The organism is Pseudomonas sp. TUM22785, from assembly GCF_028198105.1.
Lineage (GTDB): Bacteria > Pseudomonadota > Gammaproteobacteria > Pseudomonadales > Pseudomonadaceae > Metapseudomonas > Metapseudomonas solani.
The window spans coordinates 1,266,331-1,288,573 of sequence record NZ_CP116239.1; the positions used below are offsets into that span (position 1 = coordinate 1,266,331).

Sequence of the window (22,243 nt, forward strand, 5' to 3'; positions counted from 1 at the left end):
CGGTGGGCTGAAGCCCACCCTACATCTGGCCTGTGGAGCTTCGTAGCCCGGGCTTCAGCCCGGGAGGGGTGGCCAGCCGAACAGCTCGCAGGCATTGCGGCTGCTGGTGGCGGCAAGCTCGCTCGGGGTGAGGCCCAGCAGCTCGGCGAGGTTGGCGCAGATGTCCGGCAGGTACTCGGGGCTGTTGCGCTGGTGCGGGTGCATGGAGGGGGCCATGTCCGGGGAGTCGGTCTCCAGCACGATGGCGTCCAGCGGCAGTTGCGGCACCACCTTGCGCAGGCGGTTGGCCTGGGGCCAGGTAGGCGCACCGCCCAGGCCGAGGCGGAAGCCCAGCTTCAGGTACTCGCGGGCTTCCTCGACGCTGCCGGCGAAGGCATGGACGATGCCGGCGCGCTGCAGGCGGAAGCGCTTGAGGGTGTCGATCACCGCCGCGTGGCTCTTGCGCACATGCAACAGCACCGGCAGTTGCGCATCGGCGGCGATGGCGAGCTGGGCCTCGAACAGCGCCTGCTGCGCGTCGCGGTCGAGCGCTTCGAGGTAATAGTCCAGGCCGATCTCGCCCACCGCGCAAAGCTTGGGGTGCCCGGCATGGGTCAGCAGCGTATCGCGCAGCTCGTCCAGGTGGCGCGGCTGGTGCTCGCCCAAGTAGATGGGGTGCAGGCCGAAGGCGGCGTAGAGGTCGCCCTCGGTGGTGGCCAGTTCCCAGATGCGCTGCCAGTTGCCACGGGTCACGCCCATCAGCACCTGGCGCTGCACCCCCAGCGCGCGGGCACGGGCCAGCACTTCGGCGCGGTCGGCGTCGAACTCGGGGAAATCCAGATGGGTGTGGGTGTCGATCAGCATCGGGGCGGCGGTCGCATCAGGGGATGGGTGTCAGCCTAGCCCAGGGGCGCCGCCGGGAAGCGGCGCCCCTGTCGTGCATCCGATCGATAAAGCGCGATCAGTGGTGTTCGCGGGTGGCGCGGAACTTGATGTCCGGCCAGCGCTCTTCCATCAGCGCCAGGTTGACGCGGGTCGGGGCCAGGTAGGTGAGGTGGCCACCGCCGTCCACGGAGAGGTTCTCGAAGGCCTTGTCCTTGAACTCCTTGAGCTTCTTCTCGTCCTTGCATTCGATCCAGCGTGCCGACCAGACGTTGATCTGCTCATAGGCGCACTCGACCTTGTATTCCTCCTTCAGGCGGCTGGCGACGACGTCGAACTGCAGCACGCCGACCGCGCCGAGGATGATGTCGTTGTTGCGCTCGGGGAAGAACACCTGGGTGGCGCCTTCCTCGGCCAGTTCCTGCAGGCCCTGGCGCAGCTGCTTGGATTTCAGCGGGTCCTTCAGGCGCACGCGGCGGAACAGCTCGGGTGCGAAGTGGGGGATGCCGGTGAAGCCCAGGGCCTCGCCTTCGGTGAAGGTGTCGCCGATCTGGATGGTGCCGTGGTTATGCAGGCCGATGATGTCGCCGGCGAAGGCTTCCTCGAGCTGCTCGCGCTCGCTGGAGAAGAAGGTCAGCGCGTCGCCGACGCGCACGTCCTTGCCCAGGCGTACATGGCGCATCTTCATGCCTTGGCTGTACTTGCCCGAGCAGATGCGCATGAAGGCGATACGGTCGCGGTGCTTGGGGTCCATGTTTGCCTGGATCTTGAACACGAAGCCGCTGAACTTCTCTTCCTGCGGCTCCACGCTGCGCTCGTTGGCTGCGCGCGGCAGTGGCTTGGGCGCCCAGTCGACCACGGCGTCGAGCACGTGATCGACACCGAAGTTGCCCAGCGCGGTGCCGAAGAACACCGGGGTCAGCTGGCCGCTGATGAACTCGTCCTGGTCGAAGGGATGGCAGGCACCCTGGACCAGCTCCAGCTGATCGACGAAACGGTCGTACTCGTCGCCCAGGTGGGCACGGGCCTCGTCGGAGTCCAGCTTCTCGATGATCTTCACCGCGGTGCGCTCGTGGCCGTGGCCCGGGGTGTAGACGATGATGTAGTCGTCGGCCAGGTGGTAGACGCCCTTGAAGTCCTTGTAGCAGCCGATGGGCCAGGTGATGGGCGCGGCCTTGATCTTCAGCACCGCCTCGATCTCGTCGAGCAACTCGATGGGGTCGCGGATATCGCGGTCGAGCTTGTTGATGAAGCTGACGATGGGCGTATCGCGCAGGCGGCACACGTCCATCAGCGCGATGGTGCGCGGCTCTACGCCTTTACCGCCGTCGAGGACCATCAGCGCCGAGTCCACCGCAGTCAGGGTGCGGTAGGTGTCTTCGGAGAAGTCTTCGTGGCCGGGGGTGTCGAGCAGGTTGATGATGTGCTCGCGGTAGGGGAACTGCATCACCGAGGTGGTGATGGAGATGCCGCGCTGCTTCTCCATTTCCATCCAGTCGGAGGTGGCGTGGCGGTCGGACTTGCGCGACTTCACCGTACCGGCGACCTCGATCGCCTTGCCCATCAGCAACAGCTTCTCGGTGATGGTGGTCTTACCGGCGTCAGGGTGGGAAATGATGGCGAAGGTGCGGCGTTTGGCGACTTCGGCGGCCTGGATGGTCATGGATATGTGCCTGGCTGGAAACGGTTGCGGGCCATGTGCGGCCCGAAAAGCGCGGAATTATAGCGGGAAACGACCGGGGGATCAGTCCGCATGTCGCAGGCGGCGGTGATGGTGTTGCCGGCACCCAATCGGGCGATGGGGATGAACCCTCGAGGGGATCATCGGTCTGTCAGAAAAGAGGGCCATGATCGCCAGGTCCGGGCGCGTACCGATGCGCTGCAAGGGCCGTCGCCAGCGGTTTTGTGCAGCATTTCATAACGTTTTGTTTTGAATACAGAACAGTCAACAGGTAACGCGACAAAGGGATGTGAAAAAGCGGCATTTTTTGATTGATCTGCGCCCCCCATGGTCCTAAAGTTCGCGCCCGAACGTCCATGCTGGAAACGATCCATCCGGCTCAAGTACTGACGACGAGAGGTTGGCGGCCACAAGGCTGCAAATCCTCGGCGACATGCCTTGGGAAGTAGGCGAACCAAAGTGGGGAAACGGATTAGACGTTCAGGCTTTTCGCACCAAGCCCATCCCTTGCAACTTTTGTGTTTTTTGCCCAATGGAGCCCCAGTATGTCGATCAAGGTCGAAGACTATTTCGCACCCGCCACTTTCCAGCGCATGAAAGCGTTCGCTGATCAACACGAGACCCCTTTCGTGGTGATCGACAAGCAGACCATCGCCGATGCCTACGACCAACTGGTCGGCTGCTTCCCCTTCGCCAAGATCTACTACGCGGTGAAGGCCAACCCGGCGACTGAAATCACCGAACTGCTGCGTGACAAGGGCTCCAACTTCGACATCGCCTCCATCTACGAGCTGGACAAGGTGATGAAGACCGGCGTCGGCCCGGAGCGCATCAGCTACGGCAACACCATCAAGAAAGCCCGGGACATCCGCTACTTCTACGAGAAGGGCGTGCGCCTGTTCGCCACCGACTCCGAAGCCGACCTGCGCAACATCGCCAAGGCCGCCCCGGGCTCGAAGATCTACGTGCGCATCCTCACCGAGGGTTCCACCTCCGCCGACTGGCCGCTGTCGCGCAAGTTCGGCTGCAACCCCGACATGGCGCTGGACCTGCTGATCCTCGCCAAGCAGCTGGGCCTGGAGCCCTACGGCCTGTCCTTCCACGTGGGCAGCCAGCAGCGCGACATCGACGTCTGGGACGCCGCCATCGCCAAGGTCAAGGTGATCTTCGAGCGCCTCAAGGAAGAAGACGGCATCACCCTGAAGATGATCAACATGGGCGGCGGCTTCCCGGCCAACTACATCCAGCGCACCAACGCCCTGGAAACCTACGCCGAGGAAATCACCCGCTTCCTCAAGGAAGACTTCGGCGACGAGCTGCCGGAAATCATCCTCGAGCCGGGCCGCTCGCTGATCGCCAACGCCGGCATCCTGGTCAGCGAAGTGGTGCTGGTGGCGCGCAAGTCCCGCACCGCGGTGGAGCGTTGGGTCTACACCGACGTGGGCAAGTTCTCCGGCCTGATCGAAACCATGGACGAGTCCATCAAGTTCCCCATCTGGACCGAGAAGAAAGGCGAGATGGAGGAAGTGGTCATCGCCGGTCCGACCTGCGACAGCGCCGACATCATGTACGAGAACTACAAGTACGGCCTGCCCCTGAACCTGGCCAGCGGCGACCGCCTCTACTGGCTCTCCACCGGTGCGTACACCACCAGCTACAGCGCGGTGGAATTCAACGGCTTCCCGCCGCTGAAGGCCTTCTACCTGTAAGCGCCGCGTGACCGAAGAAGCCTGCCTCGCGGCAGGCTTTTTTATGCCCGCAAGATAATCCGGGGCGGCGTCTTGTCGCGGTTGCCTCGCTGCATCCCGCCCTTACCATGTGCAGCCGCGCTTCCCCAGGTGACCCATGACGTTTCTGCCCCCGCTGCAACAGATACCCGCCAGCATCGCCGCCGTTTCCGACTACGAACCCTTCGCCCGTGAGCGCATGACGCCCCAGGCCTGGGCCTATATGGCCGGTGGCGCCGCAGACGAGCTCACCCTGGGCGAGAACCGCGCGGCCTTCCAGCGTGCGCGCCTGCTCAACCAGGTGCTGCAGGACCTGGGCGGCGGCCACACGCGCCTGCAGCTGTGCGGGCTGGAACTGGACTACCCGATCCTCCTGGCGCCGGTTGCCTTCCAGCAGCTGGCACACCCGGATGGCGAACTGGCCAGCGTGCTCGGCGCGTCCGCGATGAAGGCCGCCATGGTGGTCAGCACCCAGGCGGGCATCAGCCTGGAATCGATTGCCGAGGCGGCGCAGACGCCACTGTGGTTCCAGCTCTACATCCAGCCGGACCGCGAGTTCACCTTGGCCCTGGTGCACCGCGCCGAGGCGGCCGGCTACCGGGCGCTGGTGGTCACGGTGGATGCGCCGGTCAGTGGCCTGCGCAACCGCGAGCAGCGTGCGGGCTTCGTGCTCCCCGAGGGCATCGAGGCGGTCAACCTCAAGGGCATGGGGGCATTGCCGCCTGCCGTCGCCCAACCCGGCGAGAGCCCCCTGTTCGGCAGCCCGCTGCTGGAGCAGGCGGTGACCTGGCGCGACCTCACCTGGCTGCAGGCCCATACGCGCCTGCCGGTGCTACTCAAGGGCGTGATGAACCCCCGGGACGCGGCGCGGGCCGTGGAGCAGGGCGTGGCCGGCATTGTCGTCTCCAACCACGGCGGCCGCACCCTGGACGGCATGCCGGCGACGCTGGACATGCTCCCGGCCGTGGCCCAGGCGGTGCAGGGGCGGGTGCCGGTGCTGCTGGATGGCGGCATCCGGCGCGGCACCGATGTGTTCAAGGCGCTGGCGCTGGGTGCCAGCGCGGTGATGATCGGCCGGCCCTATATCCAAGGCCTGGCGGCCGCCGGGGCGGCGGGTGTCGCCCATGTGCTGCACCTGCTGCGCACCGAACTGGAAGTGACCATGGCGCTGACGGGGTGCCGCACCCTGGCGGATATCCACCGTGAACTTCTCGTGCTGCCCCCCGCAGGACGCTGAGGACGGGGGCGGGCTGCGGCCACAAAGTAAATAGAAAGTAAAAGGCGCAGCTCGCACTGTTGGTGAAATTTATTCTCAAATAGAATCGCATCCCATCTGAGTATCCATGGCCCCCGTCACTCCGGCTGACGGGGCGCTGCCTGCTTCCAATAAGGGGTCACCGTGTTCAAGAAAGTCCTTTTCCAGCTGCACTGGTTCCTCGGCATCAGTGCCGGCCTGGTGTTGTGCCTCATGGGCATCACCGGTGCCGCCTACAGCTTCCAGGACGAAATCCTCGACTGGCTCAACGCCGACACCCTGCGTATCGAGGTGAATGACAGCGGTGTGCTGCCGCCCGCCGAACTGGTGCGCAAGATCGAAGCCGCCGAGGGCAAGCAGGTTACCGGGCTCTGGGTGGAAACCCAGTCCGGCGGGCCGGCGCGGGTGTTCTTCATGCCGCCGCCCGGCGAGCGGCGTGGCCCCATGCGCTGGTTCGACCCCTACACCGGTGAGCTGCTCGGTGAGCCTGTCGGCCAGCCCTTCTTCGGCCTGATGCTGCAACTGCACCGCTTCCTCGCCATGGGCGAGACCGGCAAGCAGATCACCGCTGCCAGCACCCTGGCACTGATCTTCTTCTGCCTCTCCGGCCTCTACCTGCGCTGGCCGCGCCAGGCCAGCAGCTGGCGTACCTGGCTGACCCTGGACTGGGCGCGCAAGGGCCGCAGCTTCAACTGGGACCTGCACGCGGTGGCCGGCACCTGGTGCCTGGCGCTCTACCTCCTGGCTGCACTGACCGGCCTGTTCTGGTCCTACGAGTGGTACCGCGCCGGCCTGCAGCGCCTGCTGGCCGATGCGCCACCCGTCGAACAGCAGCAGGCCAAGCCTGGCGAACGTCGTGGTGAAGGCCGTGGCGAGCGCCGCGAAGGGGGCCGCCCGGGCATGCAGCAAGCGCCGTCGGGCCCGCCGCTGGTGGTGGACTATGACGCCGTCTGGGCCAGCATCCGCGAGGCCGCCGGCCCCGGCATGACCGCCTACAACCTGCGCCTGCCCCCGGTGGGTGGCCAGCCGGCCACGGTGTTCTACCTCCTGGGGGATTCCAGCCATCCCCGTGCCACCAACCAGATCACCCTCGACCCGGCCACCGGCAAGGTCGCCCGCGTCGAGCGCTACGCCGAGAAGAGCTTCAAGGCGCAGCTGCTCACCAGCATCTACGCCCTGCACGTGGGCGAGTACTTCGGCCTGCCCGGGCGCATCCTGATGATGCTGGCGAGCCTCGCCATGCCCCTGTTCTTCATCACCGGCTGGCTGCTCTACCTCGACCGCCGACGCAAGAAGCGCGCGATCAAGGCCGCTCGCGGTGGTCTCGGCAACGGCGGTGACGGCGAGCCCTGGCTGATCGGCTTCGCCAGCCAGAGCGGTTTCGCCGAGCAGCTCGCCTGGCAGAGCGCCGGCCAGCTCCAGGCCGCCGGCTACCCGGTGCGCGTGCAGCAGTTGGGCGAACTGGATGCCGGGCAACTGGCCGAGGCGCGCAACGCCCTGTTCGTGGTCAGCACCTTTGGTGATGGCGAAGCACCGGACGCCGCCCGCGGCTTCGAGCGCAAGGTGCTGGGCCAGGCCTCGCAACTGGCCGACCTGCGCTTCGCCGTGCTCGCCCTGGGCGACCGCCAGTACCAGCACTTCTGTGGCTTCGCCCACCGCTTGCAGGCCTGGCTCCAGGGCCAGGGCGCCAACACCCTGTTCGACACGGTGGAGGTGGACAACGGCGACGCCGGCGCACTGCAGAGCTGGCAGCAGCAACTGGCCAGCCTGTCCGGCTCCAGCCTGGTGCCGGCATGGACCGAGCAGCCTTTCGAAACCTGGACCCTGGCCGGGCGCGAACACCTCAACCCCGGCAGCCAGGGCGAATCCACCTGGCTGCTGCGCCTGGGCGCCCCGGCGGGCAGCCAGATCCGCTGGCAGGCTGGCGACCTGGTGGAGATCCTTCCGCGCCTGGCCGACTCGCGCATCCAGGGCTGGCTCGACCGGCATGGCCTCGACGGCGAGGCCCAGGTGACGGTGGATGGCATCGCCCAGCCCCTGCGCCAGGCCCTGGGCGCGCGCCTGCTGCCGGATTCCTTCGAGCACCTGGTGGGCCTGCACCCGCAGGCGCTGCTGGATGCGCTGATCGTGCTCTCGGTGCGCCAGTACTCCATCGCCTCCCTGGAGAGCGACGGTGCCCTGGAGCTGATCGTGCGCCAGGAGCAGCATGCCGATGGCACCCTGGGCATCGCCTCCGGCTGGCTCACCCATTACCTGCCGACCGGCGCCAGCCTGCCGCTGCGCCTGCGTCGCAACGCCCGCTTCCACCGCCTGGAGGGCGAGCGACCGGCCATCTTCATCGGCAACGGCACCGGCCTCGCCGGCCTGCGGGCGCTGCTCAAGGCCAACATCGCCGCCGGCCACGGCCGCAACTGGCTGCTGTTCGGCGAGCGCAACCAGGCCCACGACTACTACTGCCGCGACGAGATCGAAGGCTGGCTGGCCAGCGGCGAGCTGGAGCGGCTCGACCTGGCCTTCTCCCGCGACCAGGCGCACAAGGTCTATGTGCAGGACCGCCTGCGCGAAGCTGGCGCCGAAGTACGCGCCTGGGTCGAGGCGGGTGCGGTGTTCTACATCTGCGGCAGCCTGCAGGGCATGGCCGACGGCGTCGACCGTGTGCTCCGCGAACTGCTGGGCGACGAGGCCCTGGATGCCCTCGCCGCCGAAGGCCGCTACCGCCGCGACGTGTATTGATCGGTTCATGGGCTGTGCTTCAGACCCGGGTGGGCTTCCCGGGCTGAAGCCCGGGCTGCGGTCGCTGATCCACCTGTGGATAACCCCATCTCGCACAGCCCGCCCGCTGTCGCCATAATCAGGCGATGAAAAATCGAATCCTGCTGAACTGCGACATGGGCGAGAGCTTCGGCGTCTGGACCATGGGCGACGACGAACACGCCATGCCGCTGGTGGACCAGGCCAACCTGGCCTGCGGCTTCCACGCCTCCGATCCCATGACCATGCAACGCACCGTCGACCTGGCGGTGCAGCACGGCGTGAGCATCGGCGCGCACCCGGCCTACCCGGACCTGATCGGTTTCGGCCGCCGGCAGATGGCCCTGTCGGTGGAAGAGGTCCGCGCCCTGGTGCTCTACCAGATCGGTGCGCTGGACGCCTTCTGCCGGGCCGCCGGTACCCAGGTCGCCTACGTCAAACCCCATGGCGCGCTGTACAACGAGCTAGTGCGCAACGATGCCCTGCTGGAGGCGGTGCTGGACGCCTGCGCCAGCTACCGCCAGGGCCTGCCGCTGATGGTCCTGGCCCTGGCCGACAACCGCCGTGAAATGCGCCTGGCGGACGAGGCAGCCGTGCCGCTGATGTTCGAGGCCTTCGCCGACCGTGCCTACCTGGCCGACGGCCAGTTGGCGCCGCGTCGGCTGGAGGGTGCGGTGCACCACGAGCCGGAGCGCATCATCGGGCAGGCCGTGGCCATCGCCCGGGGCGAGCCCTTCGCCGATATTGACGGCAAGCCCCTGCAACTGGTGGCCGACAGCCTCTGCGTGCACGGCGATAACCCGCAATCCCTGGCGGTGCTGCGCCGGCTGCGAGCCTACCTGGACGCCTCGTGATTCGTATCGAACCGGTCGGCGCCGAGGCGTTGCTGCTGGTGCTGGCGGATGAGCCGGACAGCTGCCTGCCGCAACGCATCGCCCAGCTCGCCGCCGCTCTGCGTCAGCACTTCGGCCACCGGCTCCGCGAGCTGGTGCCGGGTTGGACCACCCTCCTGCTGCACTACGACCTGCTGCACACCGACCACCTCCGGCTGGCCGCCGAGCTGGCGCCGTTGCTAGAGCAGTGGCAGCGGTCGGCTACGGTCGAGCAGGCCGGGCGCCTGCACGAGCTGCCCGTCTGGTACGGCGGCGAGGACCTGGCCACGGTGGCCGCTGCCTGTGGGCTCAGCCCCGCGCAGGTGATCGAGTTGCACGCCGGGGTGGAATACCGCGTCGGTGCCATCGGCTTCGCCCCGGGGTTCGCCTACCTGGGTGAGCTGGATACGCGCCTCGCCCTGCCACGGCGCGGTACGCCGCGCACGCGGGTGCCGGCGGGCAGCCTGGCCATCGCCGAGCGGCAGACGGCGATTTATCCACAGGCCTCGCCGGGCGGCTGGCACCTGCTGGGCCTGTGCTCGACGGCGCTGTTCGACCCGACGCGTGAGCCGCCGTGCCCGCTGGCGCTGGGGGACCGTGTGCGCTTCGTGCCCATCGATGAACGGACCTATCGCCGCGAGCGGGGCGAGCCATGAACGGCCTGCGGGTGATCAAGGCCGGGCCCCTGAGCCTGCTGCAGGACGGCGGGCGCAGCGGCTGGCAGCACCTGGGGGTGTCCCCGTGCGGGCCCATGGACCGTCACGCCGCCTTCTGGGCCAATCGCCTGCTGGGCAATGCGCCGGGCGCCCCGCTGGTCGAGATCGCCCTGGGCGGTGTCGAGCTGGAAAGCCTGGGCGATGGCTGGGTGGCGCTCTGTGGCGCGGACCTGCCCATTACCCTGGATGGCGAGGCGCGGCCCAACTGGTCACGCTTCCCGCTGCGCGCCGGGCAGCGCCTCAAGCTGGGCTTCGCCCGCAACGGCCAGCGGGCCTATCTCGCCATCACCGGTGGCTTTCGCGTCGAGCCGGTGCTGGGCAGCGTCGCCTGCCAGGTGCGTGAAGGCCTCGGTGGGCTGAACGGCCAAGGGGCGAAGTTGGCCGACGGCGATCTGTTGCCAGGCGGGGAAGGGCGTTTCGAACGGGGCGCCAGCGTGCCCTGGCCCTGGCAGCCGGACTACCGCGCCGAGCGGCCGCTGCGGGTGATGCTCGGCGGCGATGCCGGGCAGTTCGCTGATGACCAACTACAGGCCTTTTTCCAGCGACCCTGGCAGCTCAGCCCGCAATCGGATCGCATGGGCGCGCGCCTGCAGGGCGAGGCGATCCGTGCGCCGCAGCGGCAATGGTCCCTGGGCGTGGTACGCGGCACCGTGCAGGTCCCGCCGGATGGCCAACCGATCATCCTCCAGGCCGACCACCAGACCATGGGCGGCTACCCCATCCTCGGCTGGCTGCACCCCCGGGACTGCGACCGCCTGGCCCAGTGCGCGGCGCACCAGAGGCTGCGTTTCCAGGCTGTGGATATCTCGGCGGTACAGGCCGAGGTGCGCGAATTCCGTCGCTTCTTCGGCGCCCGTTCGTAGGGCGGGTGAAACCCGCGTGTGTTCTGGCCGGGTTGCCCCCGACCTTCAAGAGCCGTGTCGTTCCGTAGCCCGTGCTTCAGCGCGGGAAAGGTGCTGCTGGTGTTCCCGGACTGAAGTCCGGGCTACGGGTGGTGCTGGGGCGTAGGGCGGGTGAAACCCGCGTGACAGGGGATGTATGTGTCGGGTTTCACCCGACCTACGGGCATCGCGAATGAATTCGCTCCTACAGAGCGGTTATCGCGGGCCGGCGCACCCCATCGGGCGATGGGGTTCGTGGGGCGGGTTACGGGGCGATGGTTTCGGCGTGGTGGCAGGCGACCTGGCGAGCGTCCAGCGCGCGCAGTTCGGGGACTTCCACCTGGCAGCGCTCGGTGGCGTAGGGGCAGCGCTTGTGGAAGGCGCAGCCGCTGGGCGGGTCGAGGGGGTTGGGCAGTTCGCCGACGATCTTGATCTTCGGCTTGGCCGGGTCCGGGTGGATGGTCGGCGTGGCCGAGAGCAGCGCGCGGGTGTAGGGGTGCAGCGGGCGCTCGTAGATGAGCTCCGCCGGTCCGATCTCCGCCGGGCGGCCGAGGTACATCACCAGCACGTCGTCCGCCACGTGCTGCACCACCGAGAGGTTGTGGGAGATGAACACGTAGCCGGTGTTGAAGCGCTCCTGCAGGTCCATGAACAGGTTGAGCACCTGGGCCTGGATGGAAACGTCCAGCGCCGAGGTGGGCTCATCCGCCACCAGCACCTTGGGGTTGAGCATCATGGCGCGGGCCAGGGCGATGCGCTGGCGCTGGCCGCCGGAGAACATGTGCGGGTAGCGCTGGTAGTGCTCGGGGCGCAGGCCCACCTGCTGCATCATCGCCTGCACCTGCTCGCGGCGCTCGGCGCGGGACAGCGAGGTGTTGATCAGCAGCGGCTCGGCCAGCTGGTCGCCGATCTTCTGCCGCGGGTTGAGGGATGCATAGGGGTTCTGGAACACCATCTGCACGTCGCGGCGCATCTGCTTGCGCTGCAGGCCGTTGGCGCGGGTGACTTCCTGCCCGCCGATCTGCAGGGAGCCGGAGCTGGGGATCTCGATCAGGGTCAGGGCGCGGGCCAGGGTGGACTTGCCGCAGCCGGATTCGCCGACCACGGCGAGGGTCTTGCCGGCCTGCAGTTCGAAGGACACGCCATTGAGGGCGCGCACCGTGGCCGTGCCTTTGAACAGGCCACGGGAGATGTCGTAGTGACGGGTCAGGTCACGGGCGGTCAGTACGGCAGTCATCAGGCCACCTCGCCGAGATTCAGGGGGAAGAAGCAGCGCACCGCGCCATGTTCGTGCGGGTCCAGGCCGGGGCGGCGCTCGCGGCAGCTGGCCTGGGCGTAGGGGCAGCGCGGCGACAGCAGGCAGCCGTGGGGCCGGTCGTAGCGGCCGGGGACGATGCCGGGCAGGGTCGCCAGGCGGCGCTGGCCCTGGCTGTGCTCGGGAATCGCCTTGAGCAGTGCTTCGGTGTAGGGGTGGGTGGGCTCGTCGAACAGGCGCGGTACTTCGCCTATCTCCACCGCCTGGCCGGCGTACATCACGCAGACGCGGTCGGCGGTCTCGGCGACCACCGCCAGGTCGTGGGTGATCAGCACCAGGGCCATGTCGTGGTCGCGCTGCAGGTCCAGCAGCAGGTCCATGATCTGCGCCTGGATGGTCACGTCGAGGGCGGTGGTGGGTTCGTCGGCGATCAGCAGCTTGGGTTCGGCGGCGATGGCCATGGCGATGGCCACACGCTGGCTCATGCCTCCGGAGAGCTGGTGCGGGTAAGCGTCGAGGCGGCTGGCGGCGCCGGGTATCTCCACCCGCTCCAGCAGTTCCAGGGCGCGCTGGCGGGCGGCGCGGCCCTTGAGGCCGAGGTGCTGCTGCAGCACTTCCTCGATCTGGAAGCCTACGGTGTAGCTGGGGTTGAGGGCGGTCATCGGGTCCTGGAAGACCATGGCCAGGTCCTTGCCGACGATGTGGCGGCGCTGCTTGCCCTTGAGGCGCAGCATGTCGGTGCCGTCGAACTGCATGCTGTCGGCGGTGACCTTGCCGGGGGCGTCGATCAGGCCCATCAGCGCCATCATGGTCACCGACTTGCCGGAGCCGGACTCGCCGACGATGGCCAGCACCTCGCCCTTGTTCACGGAGAGGTCGAGGCCGTCGACCACCGGTACCGCATTGGCGTCGCCGAAGCGCACGCCGAGGTTCTTGATATCCAGAAGGCTCATGGTGGGCTCCTCAGACGGCATTCTTGAGTTTCGGGTCCAGCGCGTCGCGCAGGCCGTCGCCCATCAGGTTGATCGCCAGCACGCTGAGCAGGATGGTCAGGCCGGGCAGCGAGACCACCCACCAGGCGCGCTCGATGTAGTCGCGGGCGGAGGCCAGCATGGTTCCCCATTCCGGGGTCGGCGGTTGTACGCCGAGGCCGAGGAAGCCGAGGGCCGCGGCATCGAGGATGGCGGAGGAGAAGCTCAGGGTCGCCTGGACGATCAGCGGCGCCATGCAGTTGGGCAGCACGGTGATGAACATCAGGCGGAAGATGCCGGCACCGGCCAGGCGCGAGGCGGTGACGTAGTCGCGGTTGCGCTCGACCATCACTGCGGCGCGGGTCAGGCGCACGTAGGAAGGCAGCGAGACGATGGCGATGGCGATCACGGTGTTGATTAGCCCTGGGCCGAGGATGGCGACGATGGCCACCGCCAGCAGCAGCGAGGGCAGGGCCAGCATGATGTCCATCAGGCGCATGATCAGCATGCCCAGCAGCGGGGCGAAGCCGGCGATCAGGCCCAGAAGGATGCCGGGCAGCAGCGACATCACCACCGAGGCGAGGCCGATCAGCAGCGACAGGCGCGCGCCGTGGATCAGCCGCGAGAGCAGGTCGCGGCCCAGCTCGTCGGTGCCGAGCACGAACTGCCACTGGCCGCCTTCGAGCCAGGCCGGCGGGGTCAGCAGGGCGTCGCGGAACTGCTCGCTGGGGTCATAGGGCGCGATCCAGGGCGCGAACAGCGCGCAGATCACGATGATCACCATAAAGGCGAGGCCGCCGACGGCGCCCTTGTTGTGGGAGAAGGCCCGCCAGAATTCCTTCATCGGCGAGGGGTAGAGGATGGCCGGTTCGACCGTGTTCTGAGCGATGGTCATGACGGGGCCTCAGCGCTGGTGGCGAATGCGTGGGTTGGCGAAGCCGTAGAGCACATCCACGACGAAGTTCACCAGTATTACCAGGCAGGCGATCAGCAGGATGCCGTTCTGCACCACCGGGTAATCGCGGGCGCCGATCGATTCGATCAGCCATTTGCCGATGCCCGGCCAGGAGAAGATGGTTTCGGTGAGCACGGCACCGGCCAGCAGCGTGCCGACCTGCAGGCCGAATACCGTGAGCACCGGGATCAGCGCGTTGCGCAGGCCGTGGACGAAGACCACGCGGGCCGGCGACAGGCCCTTGGCGCGGGCGGTGCGCACGTAGTCCTCGCGCAGCACCTCGAGCATGGCCGAGCGGGTCATGCGGGCGATCACCGCCAGGGGGATGGTGCCGAGCACGATGGCCGGCAGGATCAGGTGGCGCAGGGCGTCGAGGAAGGCGCCTTCCTCGTCTGAGAGCAGCGTGTCGATGAGCATGAAGCCGGTGACCGGCTCGATGTCGTAGAGCAGGTCGATGCGCCCGGAGACCGGCGTCCAGCCCAGCCAGACGGAGAAGAACATGATCAGCAGCAGGCCCCACCAGAAGATCGGCATGGAATAGCCCGCCAGCGAGATGCCCATCACCCCGTGGTCGAACAGCGAGCCGCGCTTGAGCGCTGCGATCACCCCGGCCAGCAGGCCCAGGGTGCCGGCGAACAGCAGGGCGGCCAGGGCCAGCTCCAGGGTCGCGGGGAACAGGGTGAGGAATTCGTGCCAGACGCTTTCGCGGGTGCGCAGGGACTCGCCCAGATCACCCTTGGCGAGCTTGCCGATGTAATCGAAGTACTGCTCGCGCAGGGGTTTGTCGAGGCCGAGGCGGGTCATCGCCTGGGCATGCATTTCGGGGTCGACCCGGCGTTCGCCCATCATCACTTCGACCGGGTCGCCCGGGATCAGGCGGATCAGCGCGAAGGTGAGCAGGGTGATGCCGAAGAAGGTGGGGATCAGAAGCCCCAGTCGGCGGGCGATGAAACTTAGCATCTCGGTGGTTGACTCCTCAGGTATCACGCCCGCTTCCGCTTGTGACGGTGGGCGGGCGCCGTTCTTGTTGTTGGGAGCGTCGCGGCTGTGGGTTGGACCGCCGCGACGCTGCCGTTACTTCACCCGGGTGGTGGCGAAGTTGTTGTTGCTCAAGGGGCTGATCACGTAGCCGTCGATATTGCTGCGGCGCACATTGAACAGCTTAGGGTGTGCCAGGGGAATCCATGGGGCCTGGTTGTGAAATACCTCCAGGGCCTGTTCATAGAGCTTCGCCCGTTCCGCCGGCTCGCTCACGGTGCGGGCCTTCTGCATCAGGGTTTCGAAGTCCTGGTCGCACCAGCGCGCCTGGTTTTCCCCCGACTTGGCCGCCGCGCACGACAGGTTGGGGCTGAGGAAGTTGTCCGGGTCGCCGTTATCGCCGGCCCAGCCCAGCAGCACCATGTCGTGCTCGCCGCCCTTGGAGCGCTTGAGCAGCTCGCCCCACTCCAGCGAACGGATGGTCATCTGGATGCCGGCCTTGGCCAGATCCGCTTGCATCATCTGTGCCGCCAGCGCGGGGTTGGGGATGGTAGGCGAGGTGCCGTTGCGGATGAAGAGGGTGATCTTCAGGTCCTTCACCCCGGCTTCGGCGAGCAGCGCGCGGGCCTTCTGCGGGTCGTGGGGCCAATCCTGTATCTGGTGGTTGTAGCCCAGCAGCGTCGGCGGGTAGGGGTTGACCGCGGCGCTGGCGGCGCCCGGGCCGAACACCGCGCCGAGCAGGGCCTGCTTATCGATGGAGAGGTTGATGGCCTGGCGCACGCGGGCGTCGTCCAGCGGCTTGTGCTCGGTGTTGATGGCCACATAGGTGGTCAGCAGCGCGTCGATCTCGTCCACCGCCAGGCGCGGGTCGTTGCGGATGCCGGCCACGTCCTCGGGTTTCGGGTAGAGCGCCAGCTGGCACTCGCCGGCGCGCACCTTCTGCAGGCGCACGTTGGGGTCGAGGGTGATGGCGAAGATCAGGTTGTCGATCCCGGGCTTGCCGCGGAAGTAGTCCGGGTTGGCCTTGTAGCGCACCTGGGCGTCCTTGGCGTAGCGGTTGAAGACGAAGGGGCCGGTGCCGACGGGCAACTGGTTGAGCTGGTTGGTCTTGCCCGCCGCCAGCAACTGGTCGCCGTACTCGGCCGAGTAGATGGAGGCGAAGGGCATGGCCATGTCGGCGAGGAAGGGTGCTTCCGGGTGGGTGAGGGTGAAGCGCACGGTGAGCGCGTCGACCTTCTCCACGGACTTGATCAGCTCGCGCATGCCCATGGCGTCGAAGTAGGCGTAGCCGCGCTGCGCCGACTCATGCCAGGGGTGCTTGGGGTCGAGGGCGCGCTGGAAGGTCCAGACCACGTCGTCGGCGTTGAACGGCCGGCTGGGGGTGAACCAGTCGGTGGCGTGGAATTTCACGTCCGGGCGCAGGCGGAAGGTGTAGACCAAGCCGTCGTCGCTGATTTCCCAACTGGTGGCTAGGCCGGGGATCAGCTCGGTGGTGCCGGGCTTGAAGCCGAGCAGGCGGCTGAACACAGTCTCGGCGGTGGCGTCGGCGGTCACCGCGCCGGTGTATTGCACGATGTCGAAGCCCTCGGGCGCGGCTTCGGTGCAGACCACCAGGTTCTGGGCCTGGGCGCTGGCGGCGGCGAGGGCGGCCAGCAGGGGCAGGTAACGCATCTTCATGTCGGGTCCTCCAGGCGCCGGCGCGGGGCCGGCGCCGCATCCATGTCAGAGCAGGTCGAAGGGGAAGGTGCTGACGATACGCAGCTCGTTCACGCTGCCATCGATCTGCTGCTTGCTCGCCTTGTGGGACATGTAGGTGACCTTGAAGGTGCTGTCCTTGATGGTCCCGCTCTGCACCTTGTAGGCCGCCATCAGGCCGTATTCGCGGTGGCGCTCGTCGTCCATGGCGCGCACTTCCGCGTAGTTGCCGTAGGCGCCGTTGCGGTCACCGTCGTAGTGGGTGCCGTCGATGCCCCAGCCCTTGGCGTACCAGGCGGTGGTGGAGAAACCGGGGATGCCGAAGTAGCTCCAGTCGGTTTCGTAGCGGATCTGCGCGGACTTCTCGTTGGGGCTGTTGTAGTCCGAGAGCAGAGAGTTGGCCAGGTAGATGGCGGCGGTTTCGTGGATGTAGTCGAAGTACTCGTTGCCGTCGACCTGCTGCCAGGCGAGCGTCAGCGCGTGGGCCTGGTGGGCCAGGGTGAAGGCCAGGCTGAAGGTGTCGTTGTCGATGTAGCCGGCCTTGCGGTCGCCGGTGTCGCGGGTGCGGTAGCCGTTGAAGGCGGTGCGCAGGGACAGGGTCTCGCGGTCGCCCAGGTCGTGGGCCACGCTCAGGTAGTACTGGTCCCAGACGTCTTCGAAGCGGCCGGCGTAGACGGCGACCTCGAGGTTATCCAGCGGCTTGTAGTTGCCGCCGAGGTAATGCATGTGCTCGCCCGTGACCTCGCGGGTGCCGTATTCGGTGGTGAAGGCTTCGTCGCCGGCGCCGGTACGCGGGCTGGCGCGGCGGAAGCTGCCGGCCTGCAGGGCGAGGCCGTCGAACTCCTCGCTGGTCACCGCGTAGCCGGTGAAGCTGGAGGGCAGGGCGCGGTTGTCGATGTAGCTGAGCACCGGGGTGTCCACCAGGAAGCGGCCGGCCTTGAACTCGGTGTTGGAGGCGCGCAGGCGCACGTTGGCGACACCGAGCTTGGACCATTCCTCCTGGCCGTGGCCGTTGCTGTCGGCCAGGGTGCGGTTGCCGCCACCGCCGATGCGGCCCTTGCCGCGCTCGAGGTTGATGGCGTTGAAGGCGGCCACGTCCAGGCCGAAGCCGATGGTGCCTTCGGTGTAGCCGGAGCTGTATTTCAGCTGGGTGCCCTGTACCCAGGCGCGGCGGCTGTGGGTGCGCTGCGGGCCGTCATCCTTGGGGATGGTGAAGCCGAAGCCGTCCTTCATCTGCTCGCGGGCAGCGAAGTTGCGGGTGCTCAGGCTCAGGCTCTGGCCTTCGATGAAGCCGGTGGCGCCAGCCTGGCCCTTCACCGGTTTTTCCACGGCGGGGATGTTCTGCACCTGGGCGGCGTAGCTGGGGTTCTCGGGCACCGGGGGGACCTTTTCCTCTTCGGCGGCGAAGAGGTGTGCGCTGGCAGCCATCAGTGCCAGTCCCAGGGTTGCTCGTTGGAAGGGGGTGGATTTCATCACGTGTGCTCCTTTTTTGTTATCGCTTCTTCATCGAAACAAGGAACGCTCATGCGGACTGCCGCCGACGCCGGGCAAGCCGGTGCCGACGCGCGCAAGCGCAGCATCCTTGCGAACTCGTTGGGGCAGGTATGAAAGGGTCCTCCTCCGATCTGGCGTCGGATGGAGATGGGGTTCACGGAGTGGCCCGGAACGGGCCGCGAAAGCCGGCGGGCGTGGGGCCCGCCGGGTTCGTCAGGTGCGGTCAGGGCGCATTGGAGACGCCGTAGAAGGAGTTGGTGGAGAAGGGGCTGATCTTGAAGCCCTGCACGCTCTTGCTCATGGGCTGGTAGACGGTGGAGTGGGCGATCGGGGTGATCGGCACTTCACGTTGCAGCAGCTGCTGGGCCTGCTTGTAGAGCTCGGTGCGCTGGGCCTGGTCGGTGACGTTCTTGGCCTGCTTCACCAGCTTGTCGTAGTCCTTGTCGCACCACTTGGAGAAGTTGTTGCCGTTGATCGAGTCGCAGCCATAGAGGGTGCCGAGCCAGTTGTCCGGGTCACCGTTGTCGCCGGTCCAGCCGATCAGCATGGCGTCGTGCTCGCCAGCGTGGGCACGCTTGATGTACTCGCCCCACTCGTAGCTGACGATGCGTGCCTTGATGCCGACCTTGGCCCAGTCGGCCTGGAGCATCTCGGCCATCAGCCGCGCGTTGGGGTTGTAGGGGCGCTGCACGGGCATGGCCCAGAGGGTGATCTCGGTGCCTTCCTTGACGCCGGCGGCCTTGAGCAGCTCGCGGGCTTTCTCGGGGTTGTACTCGCTGCCCTTGATGGTCTCGTCGTAGGACCACTGGGTCGGCGGCATGGCGTTGACCGCCAGTTGGCCGGCGCCTTGGTACACGGCCTGGATGATCGCCGGCTTGTTCACCGCGATGTCCAGTGCGCGACGCACCTCGACCTTGTCGAAAGGCGCGTGGGTGACGTTGTAGGCGATGTAGCCGAGGTTGAAACCGGGGTTCGACGGCACCTGCAGCTTGGCGTTCTGCTTCAGCGACTCGAGGTCGGCGGGGCGCGGGTTGAGGGTGATCTGGCACTCGCCGGCCTTGAGCTTCTGCGCGCGGACCGAGGCGTCGGTGTTGATGGAGAAGATCAGGTTGTCGATCTTCACCTCGCCCGGTTGCCAGTAGTCCTTGTTGCCGGCGAAGCGGATCTGCGCGTCCTTCTGGTAGCGCTTGAACACGAAGGGACCGGTGCCGATGGGCTTCTGGTTCAGCTCGGCGGCCTTGCCGGCCTTGAGCAACTGGTCGGCGTATTCGGCCGAGTGCACCACGGCGAAAGGCATCGCCAGGTTCTGGATGAAGGCCGCGTCCACGGTGTTGAGGGTGAAGCGTACGGTGTGCGCGTCGACCTTCTCGACCTTGGCGATGTTCTTGTCCAGGCCCATGTCGGTGAAGTAGGGGAACTCGCTGGGGTATGCCTTACGGAACGGGTGTTCCTTGTCGATCATGCGCTGGAAGGTGAAGAGCACGTCGTCGGCGTTGAATTCGCGGCTGGGCTTGAAGTAGTCGGTGCTGTGGAACTTCACGCCGGGGCGCAGGTGGAAGGTGTAGCTGAGGTTGTCCGGGGAGATGTCCCACTTTTCTGCGAGGGCAGGGACGGCCTGGGTGCTGCCTCGTTCGAACTGCACCAGGCGGTTGAACAGGGTTTCGGAAGCCGCGTCGAAATCGGTGCCGGTGGTGTACTGGCCGGGGTCGAAGCCCGCTGGGCTGCCCTCGGAGCAGAACACCAGGTTGCTGGCGGCGGAAACGAATGGGGAACCGAGAAGCAGGCCTGCGGCGAGCAGGGCCTGGATGGGGGTGTTCTTGCGCATGCAAACCTCAATTTGTTCTTTTTCTGAGGGCGTCATGTGCGTGGCGGCCTTTTGGACCGAGCACATGCATCGGTACACCCCGCTGCATTCCGGGTCCCTGGTCGGGTGAGCCGGCCCTTTGCAGCGGTAAGCGGCGTTGCCATGGGTCCATCCCCGGCAAACAGCCGAGGCCGAAATTAAGTCATGCTGAAATTCCGGTCAATAGAAATTAAGCGCGACTAACATTGGCGCGTCACAGTCCTGTGCATGGGCGTTGCGGGAGCCCTGTGGAAAGGGCTCAGGAAGCGCTGTGGTCGTCGAACAGCGGCATGGTGGTGATGGTCAGGACCTCGGCCATTTCGCTGCCGGCGTTGGCCAGGCAATGGGCCTTGCCCGCATCGAAGTGCACCGAATCGCCGGCGCTGAGAGGATATTGCCGACCCTCGATGGTGTAGATGATCTGCCCGGAAAGTACATAGGCGAACTCCGAGCCTTCGTGGGCGATGAGCTCCGACTGGTAACCCACCGGCATGTTCATCTTCACTGCGTTGAGCAGGTTGCCGGGAAACGAGGTGGACAGGCGCTCGTAGGCCAGCGGCTGGCCCTCGATGGTGTAGCGCACGCGCTCGCCCTGGTGGGAATCGGGCTGTGGCTGGGGCGGCTGATCGAAGAGGACGTTGAGCGGAACGTTGAGGGATTTGGCGATGCTCGCCAGGGACGAGATCGACACACCGGTGAGATTGCGCTCCGCCTGGGAGAGGAAACTGGCGGTGAGGCCGGACTCGCTCGCGACCTCGTTCAGGGTCTTCTTGGCGGCGCGTCTGTAACGGCGCAAGCGTTCTCCGATGCGATCTACGGACATGGCGAGGGCTCTTGTTGGAAGGCGGCCAGTATAACGGCACGGGGCCTGCGTGAAAGCGCCGCAGGGGGCGGATGTTTTTTAAGTGGGACTGAAAATTTGTTTTGACCTCTATTTAAGTCTCACTTAAATTTCGCCGCAATTGTCGGACAAAGAGGTTTCAGCGATGACCAGGGGTGTAGGCGGAAGTACGCCGGAGCAGGCGCTCGCCGGATTGCGTGACATGACCGCCGGGAGCAGCCCCATCGGGCTGGCCGAATACCAGGCCCGGATCGAGCGTGCCCAGGCCTTGATGCAGGCGCAGGGCATCGCCGCCCTGTACCTCAACGCGGGCAGCAACCTGCGTTATTTCACCGGTGTGCAATGGCACCCGAGCGAACGCCTGGTGGGCGCGCTGCTGCCGGCCAGCGGCCAGCTGGAATACATCGCCCCGGCCTTCGAGGAAGGCACGGTGCGCGATTTCCAGGTGGTCCCGGGAGCGATCCGCACCTGGCAGGAACACGAGAACCCCTATCGCCTGCTGCTGGACATGCTCGCCGACCTGAACCTGGCCGCCGATGCCCGGGTGGCGCTGTGCCCGAGCCTGCCCTTCTTCATGTTCGACGGCATCCGCCGTGAAGGCAGCGCCTACGACTTCATCGACGGCGCCCGGGTGACCGGCCACTGCCGCCAGCGCAAGTCCGCCGCCGAGATCGCCCTGATGCAACGGGCCAAGGACATGACCCTGGAAGTGCACAAGGCCGCCGCCAGCATCCTCCGCGCCGGCATCAGCACCACCGAGGTCGAGGAATTCATCCACCAGGCCCACCGCAAGGTCGGCGCCCCCGGCTCCTACTTCTGCATCGTGCTGTTCGGCCCCGCCAGCGCCTTCCCCCACGGCGTGCGCGAGCCGCAGGTGCTCAAGGACGGCGACATGGTGCTGGTCGACACCGGCTGCAAGCTTCACGGCTACATCTCGGACATCACCCGCAGCTACGTCTTCGGCACCCCGAGCGAACGCCAGCGCTCCTTCTGGGACTTCGAAAAGGCCGCGCAACTGCAAGCCTTCGAAGCCGCCCGCCTCGGCGCCCCCTGCGAATCGGTGGACGCCGCCGCACGCCGCTCCCTGGAAGCCAACGGCTTCGGCCCGGACTACCAACTCCCTGGCCTGCCACACCGCACCGGCCACGGCATCGGCCTGGACATCCACGAAGGTCCCTACCTGGTGCGCGGCGACGCCACGCCCCTGGAGCCGGGGATGTGCTTCTCCAACGAGCCGATGATCTGCGTGCCCGGCGAATTCGGCATCCGTTTGGAAGACCACTTCTACATGGCCGAAGACGGCCCGCGCTGGTTCACCCAGCCCAGCCACTCCATCGACGACCCGTTCGGGTTGGAATGATCCAGAAGAGCCCGCCGACAAGGCGGGCTCTTTCTTTCTGGTCGTGCCGAGTCGTAGCCCGGGCTTCAGCCCGGGAGTGCCTGCGCATGCGCTGTCGGGTTGCCCCC

At 66.9% G+C, this 22,243-nt stretch carries 17 protein-coding genes; 7 read left to right on the forward strand and 10 right to left on the reverse strand.

What is annotated here, in order from left to right; genetic code table 11:
• Positions 1-54: 54 nt before the first annotated feature.
• Both PI990_RS05980 and PI990_RS05985 read right to left on the reverse strand, forming a co-directional pair.
• Complete coding sequence (locus tag PI990_RS05980) at positions 55-843, reverse strand: TatD family hydrolase (protein ID WP_271660089.1); 789 nt, start codon at positions 841-843, stop codon at positions 55-57.
• Between the two features lie 97 nt (positions 844-940).
• Positions 941-2,524, reverse strand: a complete 1,584-nt coding sequence (locus PI990_RS05985) for a peptide chain release factor 3 (protein ID WP_021217730.1) — start codon at positions 2,522-2,524, stop codon at positions 941-943.
• A gap of 563 nt (positions 2,525-3,087) precedes the next feature.
• Here PI990_RS05985 and PI990_RS05990 point away from each other — a divergent pair.
• From PI990_RS05990 to PI990_RS06015, 6 genes are all read left to right on the forward strand, one after another.
• The gene (locus PI990_RS05990) at positions 3,088-4,251 is read left to right on the forward strand and encodes a type III PLP-dependent enzyme (protein WP_021217731.1); all 1,164 of its coding nucleotides are present in this window, start codon (positions 3,088-3,090) and stop codon (positions 4,249-4,251) included.
• Between the two features lie 136 nt (positions 4,252-4,387).
• Complete coding sequence (locus PI990_RS05995) at positions 4,388-5,506, forward strand: alpha-hydroxy acid oxidase (RefSeq protein ID WP_271660090.1); 1,119 nt, start codon at positions 4,388-4,390, stop codon at positions 5,504-5,506.
• Positions 5,507-5,668: 162 nt separating this feature from the next.
• On the forward strand, positions 5,669-8,257 hold the full coding sequence (locus tag PI990_RS06000; RefSeq protein WP_271660091.1) for a sulfite reductase flavoprotein subunit alpha: 2,589 nt from the start codon (positions 5,669-5,671) through the stop codon (positions 8,255-8,257).
• A 125-nt stretch (positions 8,258-8,382) separates the two neighbouring features.
• A complete protein-coding gene (locus PI990_RS06005; RefSeq protein ID WP_271660092.1) occupies positions 8,383-9,129 on the forward strand; it encodes a 5-oxoprolinase subunit PxpA in 747 nt (248 codons plus the stop codon).
• Positions 9,126-9,803 carry a 5-oxoprolinase subunit PxpB gene (pxpB, locus tag PI990_RS06010; protein WP_271660093.1) on the forward strand — a complete coding sequence of 226 codons (678 nt, stop codon included), beginning with the start codon at positions 9,126-9,128 and terminating at the stop codon, positions 9,801-9,803. The genes PI990_RS06005 and pxpB overlap by 4 nt, the downstream gene beginning before the upstream one ends.
• Positions 9,800-10,726: a biotin-dependent carboxyltransferase family protein gene (locus PI990_RS06015; RefSeq protein ID WP_271660094.1), complete on the forward strand. Its 927-nt coding sequence runs from the start codon at positions 9,800-9,802 to the stop codon at positions 10,724-10,726. Before pxpB ends, PI990_RS06015 begins: the two co-directional genes overlap by 4 nt.
• Before the next feature lie 283 nt (positions 10,727-11,009).
• Here the strand turns inward: PI990_RS06015 and PI990_RS06020 are convergent, their stop codons facing one another.
• The 8 genes from PI990_RS06020 to PI990_RS06055 all read right to left on the reverse strand — a co-directional run bounded on the left by PI990_RS06020 (position 11,010) and on the right by PI990_RS06055 (position 20,758).
• On the reverse strand, positions 11,010-11,981 hold the full coding sequence (locus PI990_RS06020; protein WP_021217738.1) for a peptide ABC transporter ATP-binding protein: 972 nt from the start codon (positions 11,979-11,981) through the stop codon (positions 11,010-11,012).
• Entirely contained in the window at positions 11,981-12,952 is a 972-nt protein-coding gene (locus PI990_RS06025; protein ID WP_184488641.1) for an ABC transporter ATP-binding protein, read from the reverse strand. The genes PI990_RS06020 and PI990_RS06025 overlap by 1 nt, the downstream gene beginning before the upstream one ends.
• Before the next feature lie 10 nt (positions 12,953-12,962).
• Positions 12,963-13,865, reverse strand: a complete 903-nt coding sequence (locus PI990_RS06030; protein ID WP_184488642.1) for an ABC transporter permease subunit — start codon at positions 13,863-13,865, stop codon at positions 12,963-12,965.
• A 9-nt stretch (positions 13,866-13,874) separates the two neighbouring features.
• Complete coding sequence (locus PI990_RS06035) at positions 13,875-14,885, reverse strand: ABC transporter permease subunit (protein ID WP_021217741.1); 1,011 nt, start codon at positions 14,883-14,885, stop codon at positions 13,875-13,877.
• 114 nt (positions 14,886-14,999) lie between these two features.
• Entirely contained in the window at positions 15,000-16,580 is a 1,581-nt protein-coding gene (locus tag PI990_RS06040; RefSeq protein WP_271660095.1) for an ABC transporter substrate-binding protein, read from the reverse strand.
• A 45-nt stretch (positions 16,581-16,625) separates the two neighbouring features.
• A complete protein-coding gene (locus tag PI990_RS06045; protein ID WP_271660096.1) occupies positions 16,626-18,071 on the reverse strand; it encodes an OprD family outer membrane porin in 1,446 nt (481 codons plus the stop codon).
• A gap of 244 nt (positions 18,072-18,315) precedes the next feature.
• Complete coding sequence (locus PI990_RS06050; RefSeq protein ID WP_271660097.1) at positions 18,316-19,917, reverse strand: ABC transporter substrate-binding protein; 1,602 nt, start codon at positions 19,915-19,917, stop codon at positions 18,316-18,318.
• A 277-nt stretch (positions 19,918-20,194) separates the two neighbouring features.
• A complete protein-coding gene (locus PI990_RS06055; RefSeq protein WP_021217745.1) occupies positions 20,195-20,758 on the reverse strand; it encodes a helix-turn-helix domain-containing protein in 564 nt (187 codons plus the stop codon).
• A 163-nt stretch (positions 20,759-20,921) separates the two neighbouring features.
• Here PI990_RS06055 and PI990_RS06060 point away from each other — a divergent pair, with 163 nt between their 5' ends.
• Positions 20,922-22,136 carry a M24 family metallopeptidase gene (locus tag PI990_RS06060; protein ID WP_271660098.1) on the forward strand — a complete coding sequence of 405 codons (1,215 nt, stop codon included), beginning with the start codon at positions 20,922-20,924 and terminating at the stop codon, positions 22,134-22,136.
• Positions 22,137-22,243 lie beyond the last annotated feature (107 nt).

Excerpts from the sequence above, each read along its gene's own strand:
- PI990_RS05980 (WP_271660089.1), bottom strand. The coding sequence starts at position 843 with ATGCTGATCGACACCCACACCCATCTGGATTTCCCCGAGTTCGACGCC.
- PI990_RS06055 (WP_021217745.1), bottom strand. The coding sequence starts at position 20,758 with ATGTCCGTAGATCGCATCGGAGAACGCTTGCGCCGTTACAGACGCGCC.
- PI990_RS06005 (WP_271660092.1), top strand. The coding sequence starts at position 8,383 with ATGAAAAATCGAATCCTGCTGAACTGCGACATGGGCGAGAGCTTCGGC.
- PI990_RS06060 (WP_271660098.1), top strand. The coding sequence starts at position 20,922 with ATGACCAGGGGTGTAGGCGGAAGTACGCCGGAGCAGGCGCTCGCCGGA.
- PI990_RS06035 (WP_021217741.1), bottom strand. The coding sequence starts at position 14,885 with ATGCTAAGTTTCATCGCCCGCCGACTGGGGCTTCTGATCCCCACCTTC.
- PI990_RS06050 (WP_271660097.1), bottom strand. The coding sequence starts at position 19,917 with ATGCGCAAGAACACCCCCATCCAGGCCCTGCTCGCCGCAGGCCTGCTT.
- PI990_RS06030 (WP_184488642.1), bottom strand. The coding sequence starts at position 13,865 with ATGACCATCGCTCAGAACACGGTCGAACCGGCCATCCTCTACCCCTCG.
- PI990_RS06040 (WP_271660095.1), bottom strand. The coding sequence starts at position 16,580 with ATGAAGATGCGTTACCTGCCCCTGCTGGCCGCCCTCGCCGCCGCCAGC.
- PI990_RS06045 (WP_271660096.1), bottom strand. The coding sequence starts at position 18,071 with ATGAAATCCACCCCCTTCCAACGAGCAACCCTGGGACTGGCACTGATG.
- PI990_RS06015 (WP_271660094.1), top strand. The coding sequence starts at position 9,800 with ATGAACGGCCTGCGGGTGATCAAGGCCGGGCCCCTGAGCCTGCTGCAG.
- PI990_RS06025 (WP_184488641.1), bottom strand. The coding sequence starts at position 12,952 with ATGAGCCTTCTGGATATCAAGAACCTCGGCGTGCGCTTCGGCGACGCC.
- PI990_RS05990 (WP_021217731.1), top strand. The coding sequence starts at position 3,088 with ATGTCGATCAAGGTCGAAGACTATTTCGCACCCGCCACTTTCCAGCGC.
- PI990_RS05995 (WP_271660090.1), top strand. The coding sequence starts at position 4,388 with ATGACGTTTCTGCCCCCGCTGCAACAGATACCCGCCAGCATCGCCGCC.
- PI990_RS05985 (WP_021217730.1), bottom strand. The coding sequence starts at position 2,524 with ATGACCATCCAGGCCGCCGAAGTCGCCAAACGCCGCACCTTCGCCATC.
- PI990_RS06020 (WP_021217738.1), bottom strand. The coding sequence starts at position 11,981 with ATGACTGCCGTACTGACCGCCCGTGACCTGACCCGTCACTACGACATC.